General features: G+C 36.8%; 21 protein-coding genes and 1 tRNA gene. 16 read left to right on the forward strand and 6 right to left on the reverse strand.

Going from position 1 to position 16,756, the window contains the following annotated elements; genetic code table 11:
* Window positions 1-143: 143 nt before the first annotated feature.
* The 6 genes from ACZ9AO_RS18145 to ACZ9AO_RS18170 all read left to right on the forward strand — a co-directional run bounded on the left by ACZ9AO_RS18145 (window position 144) and on the right by ACZ9AO_RS18170 (window position 5,253).
* Window positions 144-217, forward strand: a tRNA-Arg gene (locus tag ACZ9AO_RS18145).
* Between the two features lie 176 nt (window positions 218-393).
* Window positions 394-1,440, forward strand: coding sequence for a tyrosine-type recombinase/integrase (locus tag ACZ9AO_RS18150; protein WP_476109692.1), 1,047 nt, complete (start codon window positions 394-396; stop codon window positions 1,438-1,440).
* A 715-nt stretch (window positions 1,441-2,155) separates the two neighbouring features.
* The gene (locus tag ACZ9AO_RS18155) at window positions 2,156-3,421 is read left to right on the forward strand and encodes a hypothetical protein (RefSeq protein WP_476109694.1); all 1,266 of its coding nucleotides are present in this window, start codon (window positions 2,156-2,158) and stop codon (window positions 3,419-3,421) included.
* 485 nt (window positions 3,422-3,906) lie between these two features.
* Window positions 3,907-4,224, forward strand: coding sequence for a hypothetical protein (locus ACZ9AO_RS18160; protein WP_476109696.1), 318 nt, complete (start codon window positions 3,907-3,909; stop codon window positions 4,222-4,224).
* Between the two features lie 222 nt (window positions 4,225-4,446).
* Window positions 4,447-4,683, forward strand: a complete 237-nt coding sequence (locus ACZ9AO_RS18165) for a hypothetical protein (protein ID WP_476109698.1) — start codon at window positions 4,447-4,449, stop codon at window positions 4,681-4,683.
* Window positions 4,684-4,737: 54 nt separating this feature from the next.
* Window positions 4,738-5,253: a GIY-YIG nuclease family protein gene (locus ACZ9AO_RS18170; RefSeq protein ID WP_476109700.1), complete on the forward strand. Its 516-nt coding sequence runs from the start codon at window positions 4,738-4,740 to the stop codon at window positions 5,251-5,253.
* Window positions 5,254-5,456: 203 nt separating this feature from the next.
* On the opposite strand, the gene ACZ9AO_RS18175 is transcribed toward ACZ9AO_RS18170, so the two are convergent.
* Complete coding sequence (locus tag ACZ9AO_RS18175) at window positions 5,457-6,032, reverse strand: recombinase family protein (protein ID WP_476109701.1); 576 nt, start codon at window positions 6,030-6,032, stop codon at window positions 5,457-5,459.
* Between the two features lie 883 nt (window positions 6,033-6,915).
* Between ACZ9AO_RS18175 and ACZ9AO_RS18180 the strand changes: the two genes are divergently transcribed.
* From ACZ9AO_RS18180 to ACZ9AO_RS18195, 4 genes are all read left to right on the forward strand, one after another.
* Window positions 6,916-7,530 (forward strand): DUF4352 domain-containing protein, encoded by a 615-nt coding sequence (locus ACZ9AO_RS18180; RefSeq protein WP_328137635.1) that lies wholly within the window; start codon window positions 6,916-6,918, stop codon window positions 7,528-7,530.
* Window positions 7,531-7,757: 227 nt separating this feature from the next.
* The gene (locus tag ACZ9AO_RS18185) at window positions 7,758-8,114 is read left to right on the forward strand and encodes a restriction endonuclease (protein WP_476109703.1); all 357 of its coding nucleotides are present in this window, start codon (window positions 7,758-7,760) and stop codon (window positions 8,112-8,114) included.
* A complete protein-coding gene (locus tag ACZ9AO_RS18190) occupies window positions 8,111-8,275 on the forward strand; it encodes a hypothetical protein (RefSeq protein WP_476109705.1) in 165 nt (54 codons plus the stop codon). The genes ACZ9AO_RS18185 and ACZ9AO_RS18190 overlap by 4 nt, the downstream gene beginning before the upstream one ends.
* 64 nt (window positions 8,276-8,339) lie before the next feature.
* Window positions 8,340-8,669: a hypothetical protein gene (locus tag ACZ9AO_RS18195; protein ID WP_328137630.1), complete on the forward strand. Its 330-nt coding sequence runs from the start codon at window positions 8,340-8,342 to the stop codon at window positions 8,667-8,669.
* 444 nt (window positions 8,670-9,113) lie between these two features.
* Here the strand turns inward: ACZ9AO_RS18195 and ACZ9AO_RS18200 are convergent, their stop codons facing one another.
* From ACZ9AO_RS18200 to ACZ9AO_RS18210, 3 genes are read right to left on the reverse strand one after another with little or no spacing between them, the layout of a single operon-like run.
* Window positions 9,114-9,320, reverse strand: a complete 207-nt coding sequence (locus ACZ9AO_RS18200; protein WP_328137628.1) for a hypothetical protein — start codon at window positions 9,318-9,320, stop codon at window positions 9,114-9,116.
* On the reverse strand, window positions 9,321-9,950 hold the full coding sequence (locus ACZ9AO_RS18205; RefSeq protein ID WP_328137627.1) for a hypothetical protein: 630 nt from the start codon (window positions 9,948-9,950) through the stop codon (window positions 9,321-9,323).
* A gap of 7 nt (window positions 9,951-9,957) precedes the next feature.
* Window positions 9,958-10,215 carry a helix-turn-helix transcriptional regulator gene (locus ACZ9AO_RS18210; RefSeq protein ID WP_328137625.1) on the reverse strand — a complete coding sequence of 86 codons (258 nt, stop codon included), beginning with the start codon at window positions 10,213-10,215 and terminating at the stop codon, window positions 9,958-9,960.
* 281 nt (window positions 10,216-10,496) lie between these two features.
* Here ACZ9AO_RS18210 and ACZ9AO_RS18215 point away from each other — a divergent pair, with 281 nt between their 5' ends.
* Together ACZ9AO_RS18215 and ACZ9AO_RS18220 are read left to right on the forward strand one after the other, a co-directional pair.
* Complete coding sequence (locus tag ACZ9AO_RS18215) at window positions 10,497-10,772, forward strand: hypothetical protein (RefSeq protein ID WP_328137623.1); 276 nt, start codon at window positions 10,497-10,499, stop codon at window positions 10,770-10,772.
* Between the two features lie 105 nt (window positions 10,773-10,877).
* Window positions 10,878-11,192, forward strand: a complete 315-nt coding sequence (locus tag ACZ9AO_RS18220; protein ID WP_063592358.1) for a hypothetical protein — start codon at window positions 10,878-10,880, stop codon at window positions 11,190-11,192.
* A gap of 477 nt (window positions 11,193-11,669) precedes the next feature.
* Here ACZ9AO_RS18220 and ACZ9AO_RS18225 read toward each other — a convergent pair whose 3' ends face one another.
* The gene (locus tag ACZ9AO_RS18225; RefSeq protein ID WP_328138517.1) at window positions 11,670-12,137 is read right to left on the reverse strand and encodes a helix-turn-helix domain-containing protein; all 468 of its coding nucleotides are present in this window, start codon (window positions 12,135-12,137) and stop codon (window positions 11,670-11,672) included.
* Between the two features lie 205 nt (window positions 12,138-12,342).
* Complete coding sequence (locus ACZ9AO_RS18230; protein WP_476109709.1) at window positions 12,343-12,582, reverse strand: hypothetical protein; 240 nt, start codon at window positions 12,580-12,582, stop codon at window positions 12,343-12,345.
* A gap of 568 nt (window positions 12,583-13,150) precedes the next feature.
* On the opposite strand from ACZ9AO_RS18230, the gene ACZ9AO_RS18235 reads away from it, so the two are divergent.
* The 4 genes from ACZ9AO_RS18235 to ACZ9AO_RS18250 all read left to right on the forward strand — a co-directional run bounded on the left by ACZ9AO_RS18235 (window position 13,151) and on the right by ACZ9AO_RS18250 (window position 16,736).
* Complete coding sequence (locus tag ACZ9AO_RS18235) at window positions 13,151-14,356, forward strand: hypothetical protein (protein ID WP_476109711.1); 1,206 nt, start codon at window positions 13,151-13,153, stop codon at window positions 14,354-14,356.
* Window positions 14,307-14,702, forward strand: a complete 396-nt coding sequence (locus ACZ9AO_RS18240; RefSeq protein ID WP_476109713.1) for a hypothetical protein — start codon at window positions 14,307-14,309, stop codon at window positions 14,700-14,702. The genes ACZ9AO_RS18235 and ACZ9AO_RS18240 overlap by 50 nt, the downstream gene beginning before the upstream one ends.
* A gap of 1 nt (window position 14,703) precedes the next feature.
* Complete coding sequence (locus ACZ9AO_RS18245; RefSeq protein WP_476109715.1) at window positions 14,704-15,483, forward strand: restriction endonuclease; 780 nt, start codon at window positions 14,704-14,706, stop codon at window positions 15,481-15,483.
* A gap of 1,088 nt (window positions 15,484-16,571) precedes the next feature.
* Window positions 16,572-16,736 carry a hypothetical protein gene (locus tag ACZ9AO_RS18250; RefSeq protein WP_156404392.1) on the forward strand — a complete coding sequence of 55 codons (165 nt, stop codon included), beginning with the start codon at window positions 16,572-16,574 and terminating at the stop codon, window positions 16,734-16,736.
* Window positions 16,737-16,756 lie beyond the last annotated feature (20 nt).

A 16,756-nucleotide genomic window follows, 5' to 3' on the forward strand; every position in this document is an offset into this window, starting at 1 on the left:
TCCATTTAATGAAAAAAGGGGAAAAACGAGAGCTTAGCGATGCGCTAAACATTTATGAGGATTTTTTTTCATAAGTATGTGCTATTAGCTTGAAAAGTTTGCCTATAAGAAATATAATAAATAAGTCGTCGACTTTAATATATGTCCCAGTAGCTCAGCAGGATAGAGCGACAGCCTCCTAAGCTGTAGGTCGTAGGTTCGATTCCTATCTGGGACGCTAAAGTTTATAAGCCCTGTTATAATGCGGTTTCTCCGTGTTGTAGCAGGGTTTTTTTCTGTTGGTATGACCGTAAAAGCCGTAAATTGTATGTAGGATAAAAGCACTTCTGAACGTAGGAAACAGTGATATTCCATTTCACTATTACTTCTCTATGTCTGGAGGTGCTTTTTTTTATGAAAAAACACGTTATTAAACAGCGTGGAACAGCGTTAAAGGAACGGAAATTGACCAGTAAGACTACGGAAAGTTTCACAATTGAATACACACTGCAAGAAGCCTTAGATATTTTTCTACGTGCAAAAGTTGCTGAAGGTGTCCGACAGCGAACATTAGGCGAATATGTACGGCACATTAGGTATTTAACGGAATACTTATCTGTTTATCATCCGTCTTTTAATTACGTTAACGATCTATCCCCTTCTTTAATAAGAGAATATATCACTTTTTCAAAAAATAAGAAGGCTTATGCAGGCGATGAACAGCGTGAGAAAACCACTACTTTATCAGTAAACACAATAAATATAAGGTTACGTACGTTACGAACAATGTGTAAATTCTGGTTTGAAGAAGGAATAACGCCTGATAACTCAATGAAGAATATCAAGAATCTTAAACTGGATGCTGAAGAAGAGGTAAAAGGTTTTTCAGACGATGAGGTTACATTGATTTTAAATTATTTCAATGAACGCAATTTTGGGGAATGGCGAGATAAGCTTTTAGTCTTGCTTTTGCTTGATACTGGGATGCGAATAAACGAAGCTATTTCAACCAAGATTTCTAATATGGATTTTAAAGAATCATCAATCTTTATACCACCAGAAATAAATAAGAACAGAAAAGGTCGTCACATCCCTGTAAGCCGTGAAGTAATGCGAGAACTTAGAAAGCTACACGATGAATGTATCGGGTATTTTGGAGACCATGAAGCACTATTTATGAATGCTTACGGTGAACCATTGACTGGTGACACAATCCGTAGAAGATTGCATAAAGTCGGAACTGCATTAGAAATACCAAAAGTACATCCACATAGATTCAGGCATACGTTTATTCGTAATTACATTTTGAATGGTGGGGACTTATTCACCCTACAAAAGATAGTTGACCACTCTAACATCACAACAACAAGAAAATATGTGCAATTGAATGATGTACACATCAAGGATCAGCACTCCAAGTTTTCACCAGTGAGAAAGTATATGAAGCGTAGCAATCGTTAAAAACAGAAAAAGACACAGTGTCATCAGCACTGTGCCAAGAAAAACTCAACCTATAAAACTGAATAACTGAACAGCTATCAGTCTGTTAATTACCTTCATCTTATCGAAAAAATTTCGTTAATGCAAGGCGTATTAAGTATTGTCTTTTTTAAGGCATCCTGTTAGCCGTCCTCTTGCTGGAATGCCTACTAATAGCAAGTAAATCAAACCTTGAAAGGTACTGGTTGTAGCCAATGCAGAAAATACAGCCGTAATCACATTAACAGCTTTCCTTGTTTGCTGGTGGTTACTAGGTGAGAACGACCATTAACGGTTCGGTTGGTTGCTTGGTGTGTTACGGCACAGGTAGCAACAGACAAACGATAACATTCGGCACGTTGGACAAGCATAACGTGTAAAAAGTCTGTTGAGTATGAAAGTACAACGTTCAAACAAGGTGATACGGTGGACCCCTCAACAACTCGGTTCAATTCAGTGTTAATGAATGGCTGCTTTATAGTACTTAATTTTTTTAAGTGCTATAAAGGTAATCATTCTTTTGTCCAATGTTTCCTAGACAATCTTGTTAATTCAGAGGAAAGCAAAACCAAAAATCAAGAAAAACTAAAGATAAAAGATAAATTGCTGAGTGTTGTCCTAATTCATGTGCTAATTGCAAGTAATGTTTTGTAAGGCCAACTCTTACGAAAACACATGAAGAAGGGAAAAATTATAAATGTTATGCAAAAGTCTAACAGAAACTAAAATTAACATTATTGATTCGATCATGGGAAGTGGAAAGACTAGCTGGGCTATTCAGTATATGAATGAGGCACAAGTCTATCAAAAATTTATTTACATCACGCCATTCAAAACTGAAGTGGAACGGGTCTTATCCTCTGTAAACCTTAATTTTAAGCAGCCAGAAGCAGATAATGCCGGTGAAACAAAGCTAGAGGATATTAAACGACTTATCGCTGACGGGGAAAATATTGTTTCCACTCACTCATTATTCAAACGTGTGGATAGTGAAGTTATTGACCTTTTAGAGATGGAAAATTACATTTTGATTCTGGATGAAGTTATGGATGTTATTGAACAAGTTAAGATTTCCAAGGATGATTTAAAAATGCTTATACAGAATAAGGTTATTGAAGTGGACAAAAAAGGGATCGTGTCATGGGAACAAGTCAACTATCAGCAGGGTTACTTCGAAAAGATCCGTAATCTAGCTAATTCCGGCAATCTTATGATGTATCAGGATGAGGCTAATGAACCTATAGCGATTTATTGGACGTTTCCAGTTGAAACCTTTAAATGTTTTGAGGAAGTTTTTATCTTAACTTACATGTTTAATGGACAAATTCAACGTGCTTACTTTGATCTTTTTGGTCTCAATTACAATTATAAATCTGTAATAAGCAAGAATGAGGAATATAAACTTTCTTCATACATCCCTTTTCAGGAAGAGAATCGTTCACATTTAAAGAACCTAATCAACATTTACTACTCAACACCTAGAGATAAGATAGATATAAATAAGATTGGAAAGAAACATTCTTCACTTAGTGTCTCAGATTTAATGAAAAAGACTAGGAACACTGAAACAAAAAAGCTTATGCGAAACAGTGCCTACAATTTTTATCGCCATAAATGCAATGTTCCAACTGAAGAAGTTATGTGGACTACCTTCCAAGAGTTTAAGGATAAGGTTACACCACCAGGGTTAAAAGATCACTTTGTTAGTGTAAATGCACGTGCTACTAATGAGTATCAGCATAAAAGTACATGTATCTATTTAGCTAACAGATATACCAATCCTGTGATAAAAAACTTTTTTAGCAAACATGATGTAGAAGTAGAAGTTGATTTATTTGCATTGTCAGAATTACTTCAATGGTTGTTTCGTAGTCGTATTCGTACTGAACAATCTATAAATGTTTATATTCCTTCTTTTCGAATGAGAACACTTTTGGAACAATATCTAGGCAATGAAATTTAGTTAATGTGTCTATAAAAACCTTGCTAGACACTACCTAGCAAACAAATGCTGAAACCGTTGGTATCACTGGTTTTTTTGAGTATTCCCTTATAAGAAAGATACTAAAATAATAAAACCTTTCCAAACAACACTCCAAGGGATAGCCAAGGAACGGCTCCCCCTCTCTATGTTAATTTGGCTAGTAACAGATTCCACTAAGAATCCTATCTATAGTAGTGAGGGTGTAAACCCGAACACGAGGCTTTAGCCGAGTTATGTTTAGATTTTTATAACGTTTAGTTTGTTAACTCTTACTAAGTTCAGGTTAGTTTAAAGCCTAGCTTCAGCTTTTTTATACAAGAAGAGTGATCAAATATATACACTCTTTGTTTTTAGTTTAGATTTAAAAAAAATTATTTTCTATACAGTGTCCTAAAATGTAATCAAATTGCAAGTTAACCTTTGCAGGGACTTAAGAAGTCCAATAAAACTTGGAGGGAAACAAAATGAAAACAAAAACGATTATTAAGAACGGAACTATTTTTTCAGGAGAGATTAAAAAGGTTACGACTTTTCAAGCTTCTATTCGAAGTAACGGTGAGGATGCTGTATTTTCATGTTTACAGATTGAGATACTAGATGACAATGGTAGGCATTCTATACTTGTTGATAAAAAAGAAGAATTAGTGAACCAAAAGCTAGTCATAGTTAATGAGAAATCTCCAAAAGTAGTAATCGGTATGTTCGAACTTTTAACACTTGATCCTGAGGAATTTGACTTTATTATTGGAACGCTTGAAGGTGCAGGCTGTGAAATTCAATAAAGATGAACAGGAAACAGTTATTACTTTCGACACCCAAAAAGGTGAATGGACTTCTTATAGCTGCGTCCATTCTCACATTCAATCCTAGTTATCTTATAGTCATTTTGAAGAAAAAATCTAGCAATCATCTGAAGCATCCATACGGGTGCTTTTTTACTATAGTGACAGCAGGAAAATAATCCCTTACTGTCGAATTGAAAAGGTGAAAAGGGGGTGTTGATAATGAGTAATGCGAAATACAAATTTTATTATGTGAATGGGGAAACAGAAGAGTTAGAGACGAATCAGCCTTATACTGATGACCTAAAGAGTTCTCTTAGAGTGAGATTAACTCATAATCCGACATGGTTCCAAGTTGGGGAGACACATATCAACTTAAATAATGTAATTAGGGTCGAAGTCGTAGGAGATCAAGATAGACAAAGATTAAATTTATCTGAGTTAAAGTTGGGAAATTAAGGCACCTTACGAGGTGTTTTTTTCTATACATTTTGATTGAAAGATGAAACGAGGGTGAGTGTCATAGATAAATTTGGTTACAAGGTTAACAATTGGTCAAAAGTTTACTTTTTACAAGGTGAAAAAGGTGGACCCATAAAAATTGGTCATACTAACGACATAGAAAAAAGAATTAAACTGATGCAAACCGGGAATCCCGATAAATTAGTGTTACTGCATTTAACCAGTGGAGGTAAAAACTTCGAAGATCAGCTTCACGTAAGATTTTCAGAATTTCATTATAGAGGGGAATGGTTTTATCCTTCCGAAGAAATCTTAGATTTTATTAGTGAGTTAAAAATTAAGGATGAAAAGGAACCACACATTCCTACTATAGTCGAATTTGCATTAGCATGGGGTGAGTCTTTAACTACTGATGAAAAGAAACTACTTCAAGAAATCGTTAATGGAGTAAAACTAGATCCACACTTTAATTGGGATAGGTATTTAGGTATATTGGCAGATTACAAAGAGTACCTTGAGGACCCTGAAAAATTCACAGAGAAGTATAAAGATTATTATATGAAATAGCACCCCTTACGGGTGCCTTTTTCGTTCCTGCTGCCACTCAAATAGAAAGCTTGTTCTTATTATCAAACAGCTACTTTCCACCCCAAGTTATCCCTCGAACGGGTGTGATAAACAGTGCCTTTCAGAATATTTATTTCCGTCTAATCCCTTGTGGCTGTAAGGATAGGAAGGGCCTCACGTTACCCCCATGCACAAAAAAACGATTAGCTATTGCTAGTCGCTTCTTTACGTTCTGATAGTTCCTTATAGAGTTTGGCTTTACTTACCCCAGTCTTTTCGGTAATGTACTTAATGCTGTATTTCTTAGTTTCATAAAGATCAATAGCATGGTCAAGTTGCTCCTTACTCATTTTAGGTCTACCACCATTACGACCCCTAGCCCGTGCAGACTCTAATCCTGCCTTAGTACGCTCCGAAATGATATCCCGTTCCATTTCACTAAGGACGGCCAACATCTTAAACATGGCCTTGCCTATCGCTGAAGTCGTATCAATTTTATCTTGAATACTGACTAACTCTATCTCCCGTTCTTCCAGTTCTTCAGATAGTTCTATAAGGTGCTTAGTAGAACGGCTTAAACGGTCAAGTTTGTAGACTACAATCTGGTCCCCTTTTCTAGCATATGAGAGTAATTCCTTCAGCTTCGGACGGTCTGATTTTGTTCCTGTTACTTTCTCTTCAAATATGTATTCTGGCTCCACGCCTTCTTTAATGAGTGCATCCTTTTGTAAATATAAAGATTGGTCTTGAGTACTTACACGGGCATATCCTAGTTTCATTGTCATCGCCTCCCAGTCCATAAATAGGTTAATCAGGTTAGTTAATACACTTTGAATTATAGACGAGTTTATAGACTAATTCAATACCCTTTTTACTGTATTTTAAGGATTTTCTACAAAGGTCACAAAACGACCGTTTTAAAGACTAGTTTTAAAGACGATTTTATAGGGGCCTTTTTCTTATAGGGAATATTTCTTATCAATACAGACGCCACTGAAGCCCCCGTACAGAGTTAAAAAAATTCACCCTATTCAACACCTCCTATTACTCGCACCTTCGTATGGTCCATCCTAGGGCCTGTACAACTGCACTACGTAACGGCATACGGCATACAGCAAGACTACTATCATAGAGGTATGGACAAGGGGTAGTTATAGGGTTCGTGGCCATGATCCAATCGGTTCCGAATAGGACACACACCACGATACCTGATCACACTCACCAACCTGCGATACAGATTACAACCTAACTGGAATAACGAAAGAATAAGAGAAAAGGATTAGATTAGAGGTCAGGAATCTACGCGGGCCGTATTTACCCTCCCTCAAGTCCTAACCTATAGGGAAAGGCACGGAATATCCGAAGGGTACCATGGGGGGGCGGGGGTACCTCCCTCCGGCCCGACTGCTGGGTGGAAAATATATACCACGGTTTTGAAAAGCGAGTTTGCAAATTATGGTAATTGATTTGATGATAGACCACAGTCGGACCAAAGTACTGATTCCGAGGTATTTTCCTAGATAGAGTGTCGCTGAAGGCGGTCATAATCTACCTAAAGTTCTATAAAAAAGTAATTGCCTTACTTTTCGATACAAGGAATGGGGACTTGTGGTAATATAGTCGTAGATATATAAAACTGCAACTAAAGGAGAACGAGTCAAGATGAGTAAGGAAAAGAAAATCAAGGTAAAGAAGCCATTTTATAAGAAGTGGTGGGTATGGGTTATTGCCATTATCGTTATTGTTAACATAGCAAGTGGTGGAGATGAAGAAGAGTCCACTACTGAAACTAAGACAGACACTAAGGCTACTGAAACTACGGCCAAGCCTAAGGAAGAGAAAAAGGCTGAACCTAAGAAGGAAGCTCCTAAACAGCACCAAGTAGGGGACGTAGTAAAAGTGGGCAAACTTGAATACACGGTTAAAGGCGTGGAAGAAACGCAAAAGATCAGTAACGTTCTAGGGGACAAAACAACTTCAGGTAAATTCGTAATCGTTGAAATGGCGATCAAGAACCTTGATAAAAAGGAACGTATGGCTGATTCCAACATGTTCAAAGTAAAAGCTGACGGTGCTGAATACGGTGCTGATGCTGAACTAGACATGTACGTGAATGAAGGGGGAATCGGGTTCTTCCTAGAATCTATTAATCCTAATATCTCTAAAACAGGGAAAGTAGTATTTGAACTTCCGGCTGAAGCTAAAGCCTACAACATTGAAGTATCTAGTGGAGCTGGTTGGTCCGGTGGAGAATACGAGCAAATAAAACTGAAGTAACACCCTGGGAGGCTTCGGCCTCCCTATTTTTTTACATAATTTCATATCCATAATAAGGAGTGTTTTCCAGAGTGTATTACGATGACATGGTATTTTATTCTTTCCTCATTGGTATAGTGATGGTGTTAGGCATAATTTGGATTATAACAGAGGATATAAATGCAAAGAAACGTAGGAAAGAATGGGAGCGAAAAATTAGGAACTCCGGCATATATGAAGTAGACCGAATGAAGGGCTCAGAATTTGAAGTGTTCCTGAAATTCCTATTAGATTCCCACGGGTACCAAGCCCAGGTAACAAAAACCTCCGGTGATTATGGTGCGGACCTGGTACTAAATACGCCAGGGAAGAGAATAGTGGTCCAAGCGAAACGTTATAGCAAAAAGGTAGGAGTAAGGGCCGTCCAAGAAATTGTTTCCGCAAAGAGCTATTACAAGGCCGATGAATGTTGGGTCATTACAAATAACTATTTCACGGCTCCGGCTATGAAGCTAGGAAACTCAAATGAAGTACTGTTAATTGATCGTGACGAATTGATTGAATGGATGCTTGAAGACGATAAAGGCGAAGGAATCGCTAAATGACTGAACGTTTATCTATCGGTATTATAATCTCCTGTGTAGCTGTAGTAAGTGGCATACTGATTGATTTAGGAAGGCTGGATATTGTATTCATACTTCTTGTAATTTGTGTATTGGCTGTTCTTCCCGTCAAGTGGTTTCGTGACTGGTTTTGGAAGGACTAAAAATTTTAAATTCTGTACGTTGCATATGACATGTGACATCGCTAAATAAAAAGGAGTGGAGAAAATGAAATCAATATTACAATTTTTCTATTATGTAAGTGCTTTTGCTTCAGGAATAGGGTTTTTCATAGGGGGTGCACTGATACACCTATGGACAATATATATAACCTACGAAAACATAGGTGGCTTTTGGGCAATCATATCATTTTTCGCACCAGTAATATCTCAACTGTATTGGATGTATAGCTTTACAGTGCATTTTGGATTCCTCAATGCATACAACGTACTTATCATTGCTCTATTCGTTATCAAGTGGGGATTCGCTATCGTAACTACGCTTACTGCATCCGGACTAGAAAAGATTGAAGAGAAAAAATACAACGTAAACCAATAAAGAAAAGGCAGGGGTCAATTCCCCTGCTTTAGCCTCTTGCCGACTGTCTTTCTATTGATCCCTGTTCTCTTAGAAATTTCCACCTGTGTTAGTCCCTGATTGTGTAGCTCAATGATTTGACCTAAAACTTCCTCGGGGATCTTCTTACGCGGCGGGATAGCCTTAATGACATTCGAATAACCCAGGGAATCATACCGACTGGTCTTACAGTCATGTCGCTGACTTTCCTTAGTGAGGAGCCACTCAGGCCGTGCATAGAACTCGTTATAGCACCCTAGACAGCTATGGAGCAGCACGGATTTGTCATTGATGTACCTTTCTATAGGTATCACCCTACCATGATAGGTCCGGTCAAGAAGGCGCTGATATTCTCGGTTATCGTTCACGTAATTTAGCTTTACCATAGATAATCCCTCCATTTCTATAAATAAAAGAACCCACCAGTTAACTGGTAGGCTCGGTTGGTTTCTGTTCTTCTTCTTTTTTCTTCTTAAACCCCATAGTCGAGAAAGGCGCAAATACGATTGGTCTATGGGAGGCTTCAAAGTATTTTGATAGTGCCTCATCATTTAGGGGACTCGGCCCCTCGGTCGGCTTGATGATTTCCGTTCCCTTCAATCCAAGCAAAACCTTTTCCATAGCATCAGTCATCTATTTCACTTCCTTTGCTGGTGGCCGTATTTCACTTGGCATATGTCCCCCGCCTGCTAGCCTAATATGTTCTCGATGGACCACAGTCTTATTAGCTTGCCAGTAAGACAATCTATACTCATCACTACTAAACCGTAACTGTGCATCTGTAAAAGACTCAGCTACCTTTGGGTCCTCGTAGATTTCTAGGATATCCGGTGCAATAGCTCGGTATTGGCTTTGCATTTGTTGGCCAATCTCTGTTAGCTCCATGAACATCCTATAAAGGTAGTCATCCACGATTTCATTTGCATTGTATTTCGACTTAACTCGATTATCCTTACCTAATGATTCCTGCAATAAATTAACGGTCTGTAGCTTTAACGCTGTTCGTTTTTCAGCAACTTCTTCCAGCATAGAGGAAATAACTTCAGCTTTAGTCACTATCTCTTTCGCTTGAAAGTTAAGATAAATCCGTTCAGATATTGTAGCCGTTTCCTGACTCATAAGGTTGGCCATATGTTCTGATTGCAGAGCGACTAGTTCAGCTTTTAATTCTGATTCCTGTTTATTTAGGTCCTTACACTTTGCCCGGTACTGCTTTAATGTCTTTTTTGTCTCGGTGAATAAATCATCTACTACTACCTTCATATTTCCTTCACCCCAATAACCTTTTGATGGATTCCAATTCAATTTCGTTGATATTCAAAGACCGACACCCTTGGTGAATCCGGCTTTCGTACCCAATCGTTAATTCAATCTCACCCCGTTCCAATTTAGCCACGACGGACTGATCTATCCGGCACACTTCTCCAAACTTCTCTTGAGTGAGATTCCTACACAAACGAATGTATTTCAGCATGGGATACGTCAATTTCTGCTGGTATGGCAAGGCATCCTTATTTACTCCAGTCATTTTTCCACCCTCTTTCCTTAGTGAAATCCCTAGAATAGGAAGTCCAGATAAAGTAAAAAGGCGAAGCCGAAGCCTCACCTTTTCCCACCTATATGTTTGTTAGACCCCTATAGAAAACAGGCAGTAATATCCGGAAGTACTCCCACTGTTTAACGGATAAGACCTTTAGCCTTCAAAACAGACCTTACTATTTCATTCATCAAATGAAGATCATTGCCCAAATGGACCGTATAGGCTAATATTACTAAAAATCACTAAGTGTCTTTAGGGAGGTTTACAGCATGTTAGTTCACGGCAATAAAAAAGGTGTTTCCGGATGGATAAATTACTTCGATGGCGAACTAATCGGTGAAAAGATGCTTGTACAGTGTATTCTAGAAGAATTAGAGGCTAATAGAGGCCGGTCCGTCGGTGATATTATGTATTGCCCGTTAGACGGCGATCACTTGGCAGATCCGGTTTCCGTCCGACTGATCATTGAGGAGGTTTTAGACGAGTTCATATTCTTTGGGAAAGTGCCGGAGATTCCAAAGCTACCTCGAGGTTTCAAAGGATAAGCCTGTATTGGCCGTTACTAAACTGTAAACAGATTGTTACGCAAATAGCATTGTTGGAGGAGACTTCAATGTATATAATTAAGACTCCTTAAGGAGTGTTGAAAGATGATAAACGTAACAGTAGATAAGTTAAAATTCAAGAAACAATTATCGATGCTTGAACAAATCACACTGAAAGATTTTCTGTATACCTGGGTAGGTAGCTCAAGCAAGGGATTGGATGATTTTTTTCACCTTGAGTACACAGAAGATGTATTTGCCAAAATAGAAAAAATGACGAATGACACCGATTTGTTAATTTCTGATGATGAGTATTTCAGATACATAACATTGACGGAAGATAATCAATTTGTGATAGGTGTTTTAGATATGAATTCAGAATTAAAACATAGAATAATTTCACTAGATAAGTTTAAATAATTCTTCGTTTTCTTTAATCCATACAAAAAGAGGCAGCGTGGTACACTGTCTTTTTTTATTTGTTCACTATATGTCTTATGCGAAGTTACTGAACTATCCTGCACCGTTAGTTGAACAAAATTATAAAAGAGGTCCCGCGATCAGTCGACGCTGCGGGATCTCTTACTTATTTTTAATAAGCACATACATATAGGATTAGGTACAGGTAAGAATGCTTTTAAATCACATTCCCACCTGGTTATTAATCACACGGATCAAAGTCCTTAAATGCGGTACCTTTAAAAGTAAGTTTCCGGACCCTTAAATACTGCAATCTATTCCAATCAAATAGTACGCGTTATACATACTTACTATAATCATACTTAAGTAATCAGACATAATTACCTTTCTTTGAAAGGGATACTATCAAAGTAATAAGGAATAAAAAGAAAAGATAACTTAAAGGCGGAGCCGTGATTTTTACGTGTCCGTCCTTGGTCACCCCCGTATTTCCATTAGCTGATTCAGGCGTTCTTTGTCCATCTTAGCTCTATCCAGCATCTTTCCCCGATACTCTTCATAGGCCTTGATTTTCTCAGGTACTAGCCGTTTCAATCCCTCTACAGAATGCGGTAAATCCACGAAATAGATATGCTTGTTGGGATACATCGGGCTTTTCTCTCTCCTAATTAATCCGGCACTTACTAGCCGTTTTAGTGATTTCCGGATAGTTCCATCACTAGCACCGCCACAATCCATCTGGAGCGTTTCAATTGGGGGCCAAGCATAACCGTATGATGCGTTATCGTATTGTAATAGCAAAAAATACGTGTACACGTCATTAGGTTTAATTAGGCCAAATCGAACATAGTTATTGAGACTGGAAGGTAGTTGTTCGAAGTTTTCCTTCACGTTATCCTTAGCCCTTAATTCGGTCCCTTTGATACTGATCTGTATAGTTTTCATTTCAAGTTCCTCCTAGAATTATATTCTTCAAAGGGGAACTTGCAATTTTGCAGAAGAATGGGACATTCAAATTTTTTATGTCTTGATCGAATTGGATAGCAACCTTATTAGTTCGGGAATATAGATACATGGGGACCTCCCCCAAGTAGTCAACCCACCCGTCCCCCTGTACAGTTTCTAGCTGTACGGGGTTCTTCTTCGTTTGTCATGACAAAATTACTCCCATGGTAAAGATAAATGCACAGATTAATCCTAAAAGGAAGAGCAAAATTCTCCTTATTAACGTTGGGGAGAATTCATACGTGAGATCAAATATCACTTCAAGCAGGCTAGAAGAAGTACCTATATACATATCATCGATTTTCTTTTTACTTCCAAAAACGGCATACCCCATAAGATAATAGCCGAGTATAGCAAATATCCCTAAGCCTATTTTTAACCACATTTCAGTAATCTCCCAGAAGTTAGTTTTAGTTATAGTTGCCCCTTAGTTCCCCAGGTGATTAGACGGCTATATGGAAGCTTGGCCAAGTTATTTTTAACAGACGGCAAACAGCTCTCACAATACCAGGCTATGTAATCCGTTCCCTGGTCATATTCTCCATATCATACCACTTACTAAGTACGTACACATCTTTCTGTCATAGCAATTCTCACCCATATCCAGAAACGATAAAGTGGTTTATAACGAAGAACAGGTTATTACGGAGTTAGTTAAAGAAGGTTATGTCTATAATTCAGGATTATTTACCTTTTTAAAGGGTGTTGTTGATTTTCTTTTTTCCAGATTTTCTTGGCACTTTTGGTTCTTATAGCCTTTCTATTTATTTATTTAACTGTAACTTTATGTATCTACATGTAACTTATGGTATTGTTGTTTTATATTTATCAAGATATCTCATCGTTCGTACCTATAGACTTAAGACCCAATCGAGAATTAAATGTATTTGCTTCCAATTGAGAAATTGATTATTTATGTTATGACTAAACTAACGCTATCGGGGGATTTGTAAATGGGAATGGAAAATACTGAAATGTTTGAAAATGAAAATTTTGAAAATGCATTAAAATTTATGAACAGATATGTTCAAAAGAAACATCTTTTAAAAGTTAATACAAAATGGGGGATTAAAAGTACCACAAAACTCTCAGATATGTTTGAAGATATCGCCAGAGCAATTCAAACGCACATTATTGATATTAACGATTTTAGAGATTGGTTAAGTAAAAACCAAATTGATGGTAATAATTATCATTTTATTTATCAGGCCGATTTTAAAGATGTGAATGAAGTTTTACTGCAAAAATTAATGAACAATTTAGATGAAAACACAATAAATTTACTCCATGTAAATGAAGAAATTTTAGACCAGCCAAGGCTAGTACATATATTTAAACAGGATCATAAATATGTATTATCATTTATCGCACCAGCCGAAATAACAGTTAAACAAAGTGGGACCGATGGGTCTTTTAGATATGTTCAAGAAAAAGTTATTTATCCAGCATTTCTTGAATTTGACTTTAAGAATGGAAATGTAATCGTAATTCTAAATCCTACCTCTAATCTTTACCAAGTTTATGGTGTTCAACCTGGTAGAGGTAAAAATTTTACTGATATTGCTGATTTAATTCTTTCTTTAGGAAGAGACACTGTAGGTTCATTTCATGTTCAAAAACCTGATTGGATATCGCAATCACTATTTCACCTTGCTGAAGATTTAAGTTATCATAACAATCCGATTGTCGAGGAATTATCTCTTAATTCAGAGGATAGAATAAAAAAATTCGCTGAAAGCTTACTTGAGGAAAGCAAAATAAATGACGTTGCTTTAATCGACTCGTTAGCGGCTGAAATTCAGGATTCTTTCATCATTGCTCTTCAGGAAGAATTCGGAGATAATAATACAGAGAATATGTACAGAGTGTTTATGCAGAAAACTGACCAAGCTTCAACCTCTGTTGCGGTAGAAAGTAAGGTAAATGATTTAACAAGTGGTCCCGCTGGGAGAATTGCAAAACAAAGCCGGCAAGACTCGGATTTAAAAATGATAGGTCTAGAAGTTAAGTTTGATGAGAAGACTATGTATAGATTTAGAATTGAAGATGGTGGTGATCATATATTAATTAGGCCATCAAACCGTTTTACTGAAGAGGAGGTTGTCCAAAATGTACTCTCAAAACTTAGACAATATAAAAACGGAGCTCCTCATCGATGACTCTTCCATTGTAAAAAAAGCTGAGTATGTTATTCAACGGTTAAAAAAGTCAGATACATTAACAACTGGTGTTTTTTCAAGAAAGACAGGACTAACATTTGATTTGTCAGAACACTTTTTATTAAAATGTGTTGAATGTGGTATCTTGGAAATATTAATCCTGGTACCGTGTCAAGAGGAACCTGAAGAACACCCACCATATATTTTTAACTCGTATAAAGAATTTACCAAGGCCTATTTAAACCCTTCAAGTTTCCCCTGTCCTTTTTGTGAAGGATCTTTCAATTTTTCTAAAGCACTAGTTGCATTTAAAAGGCCAGCCAAAAATGCTGGATTGGAGATATAGGATGAATTTAAACTTAGAAGATTTATCCAAAATAAAAACTACATTAAAAAAATTATCTGACCCGATGGTATGGGTGCCTTTTACAGAAGATACCACACTAACGACGGAATTTGACAGGTTAGTAACTGACATCACTGATTCTAAAACATGGCCCAAAGAGAGAAATCATGAAAAAGGGAAGTTACTTGAAGCATTAATGGGTTTGGTTTTAAATCAATTTAGTGTTGCTGAAATAACTTCGGATTTTTCTGTGCAAGATAATCAAATAGATCATGAATTAGAATTCCTTGATTTATACACGACTAATTTCACTGCAATGGCTGGCCATATAGCAGTTTGTGAGTGTAAAAATGAGAAGGGAAAAGTAGACGTATCTTACGTCGCCAAACTCATTGAACTCTGTGAAACTAGAAAAGCTAAATTAGGGATTTTTGTATCTATGACTGGATTAACTGGACAAGGGTGGATATATGCAGATGGTAAAAGAAAAAAGAACTTTCTCAGGAAAGGAATAGCAATCATCCACTTTACATTTGATGAAATAATATCTTTAAAAGAGAAAAATTTTTATACCCTACTAAAACACAAGTTTAGGATGTTAATAGATGAGGTAGATGAAAACCTAGATGACATTGAAGATTATGAACGTTATTCCGAAATAGAAAAAGCTTCTTTTGCTAAAAGATTAGAAAATAACCTAGATGTTTTTACCGCCTTAGGATTAATTGAACCTGACGAGCTGATTAAATTTAAAAAACGTATTAATGACGTATATTATTAGGAAACAAACAAAAGCCCTTCTCATTAGATTAGAAAAGGGCTTTTGTTTTATCTATTTAATTTTCTCCTCTTATAGACTTCGAATGTGTAAATTAATTTGATACATTCTATGTGATAAATAAGCTTTTCCTGTTAAAATTTAAAAATTTAATATCGTTTTCTTTCATTAACCTCCCGATTTCAAAAATGGCTGCAAAGTCCCCCAATGAATAAACAAAGCACCTATTTTTATTAAAACAGCTTATTAATCAGTGAGGTACTTAAGTTAGACACCAGTTATAATTTCCGTAGCTATTGCAACCTTTTAAACGTTCTTTTTCTTCTGTACGATACGATTATTAAGACTTGGTAATACAAGGTTAAGTTTGAATGAATCCATTGATATTACAGAAAAATTCCTTGATTAAAAATGAGTAAACATAATATAATAAAAGTCGGAAACATTGTTTCGGAAACGTCAGACACTTTTATTTAGTATTTACGCATGGTATACGGTAAAAGCATGGAAATTGCTTTTATAATAGCTTTTATAAACAGTCCATACCTACTGTTAAGGAAACTGTAATAAACAGTGCCTCCTAAGCTGTAGGTCGTAGGTTCGATTCCTATCTGGGACGCTAATTATAAACCCCTGTTACAAGCGGTCCTTCCGCGGAGTAACAGGGGTTTTTTTCTGTTGATTAAGAACAATTGATTTTTTGATGGAGAAGACACAGGTCTCAAGGCTAAATTTTTTCATCAAGCCATATAGATATAAAACCTGATTGGCGAACAAGAATACAAACTGTTTGATAGTAAAAAAAGTCTTATTTATCACGTCGATAAATACAAATACTGATTTCGGGATATAATCATTTTTTTTTGAAATATATGTTTTAACCTGTCCCATCCGGGTATACAAATACTGTAAGACATTCTCACCAAAGGAGATGATAGTGCATGATGAGTACAATCAGAAGCCAATGGAACAAAGAGAATGACGCAGCTGTGTTTAGTCCCGGTGATCAGCGTTAGAATCAATTGAAGAGTTGGATGATAATCAAGCATGGGAATTACTAATCTTCTCATCCAAAGGAGGAAGATACGATCATGAGTATTTACAGCCTATGGAATCCAGAGAATGATGAAGCAATTTTCAGTCCGGGTGATCAGAAGCCATTCAGTACGCTCATACGAGTAGATTCGGATAAACACACACACACTGACAAAACACTTGAATATGAATTACATGGCACCGTACTGAATGAAATTTAGTCGAAGCAGGAAGATACGAA

It is taken from the genome of Peribacillus sp. TE19612 (assembly GCF_056279465.1).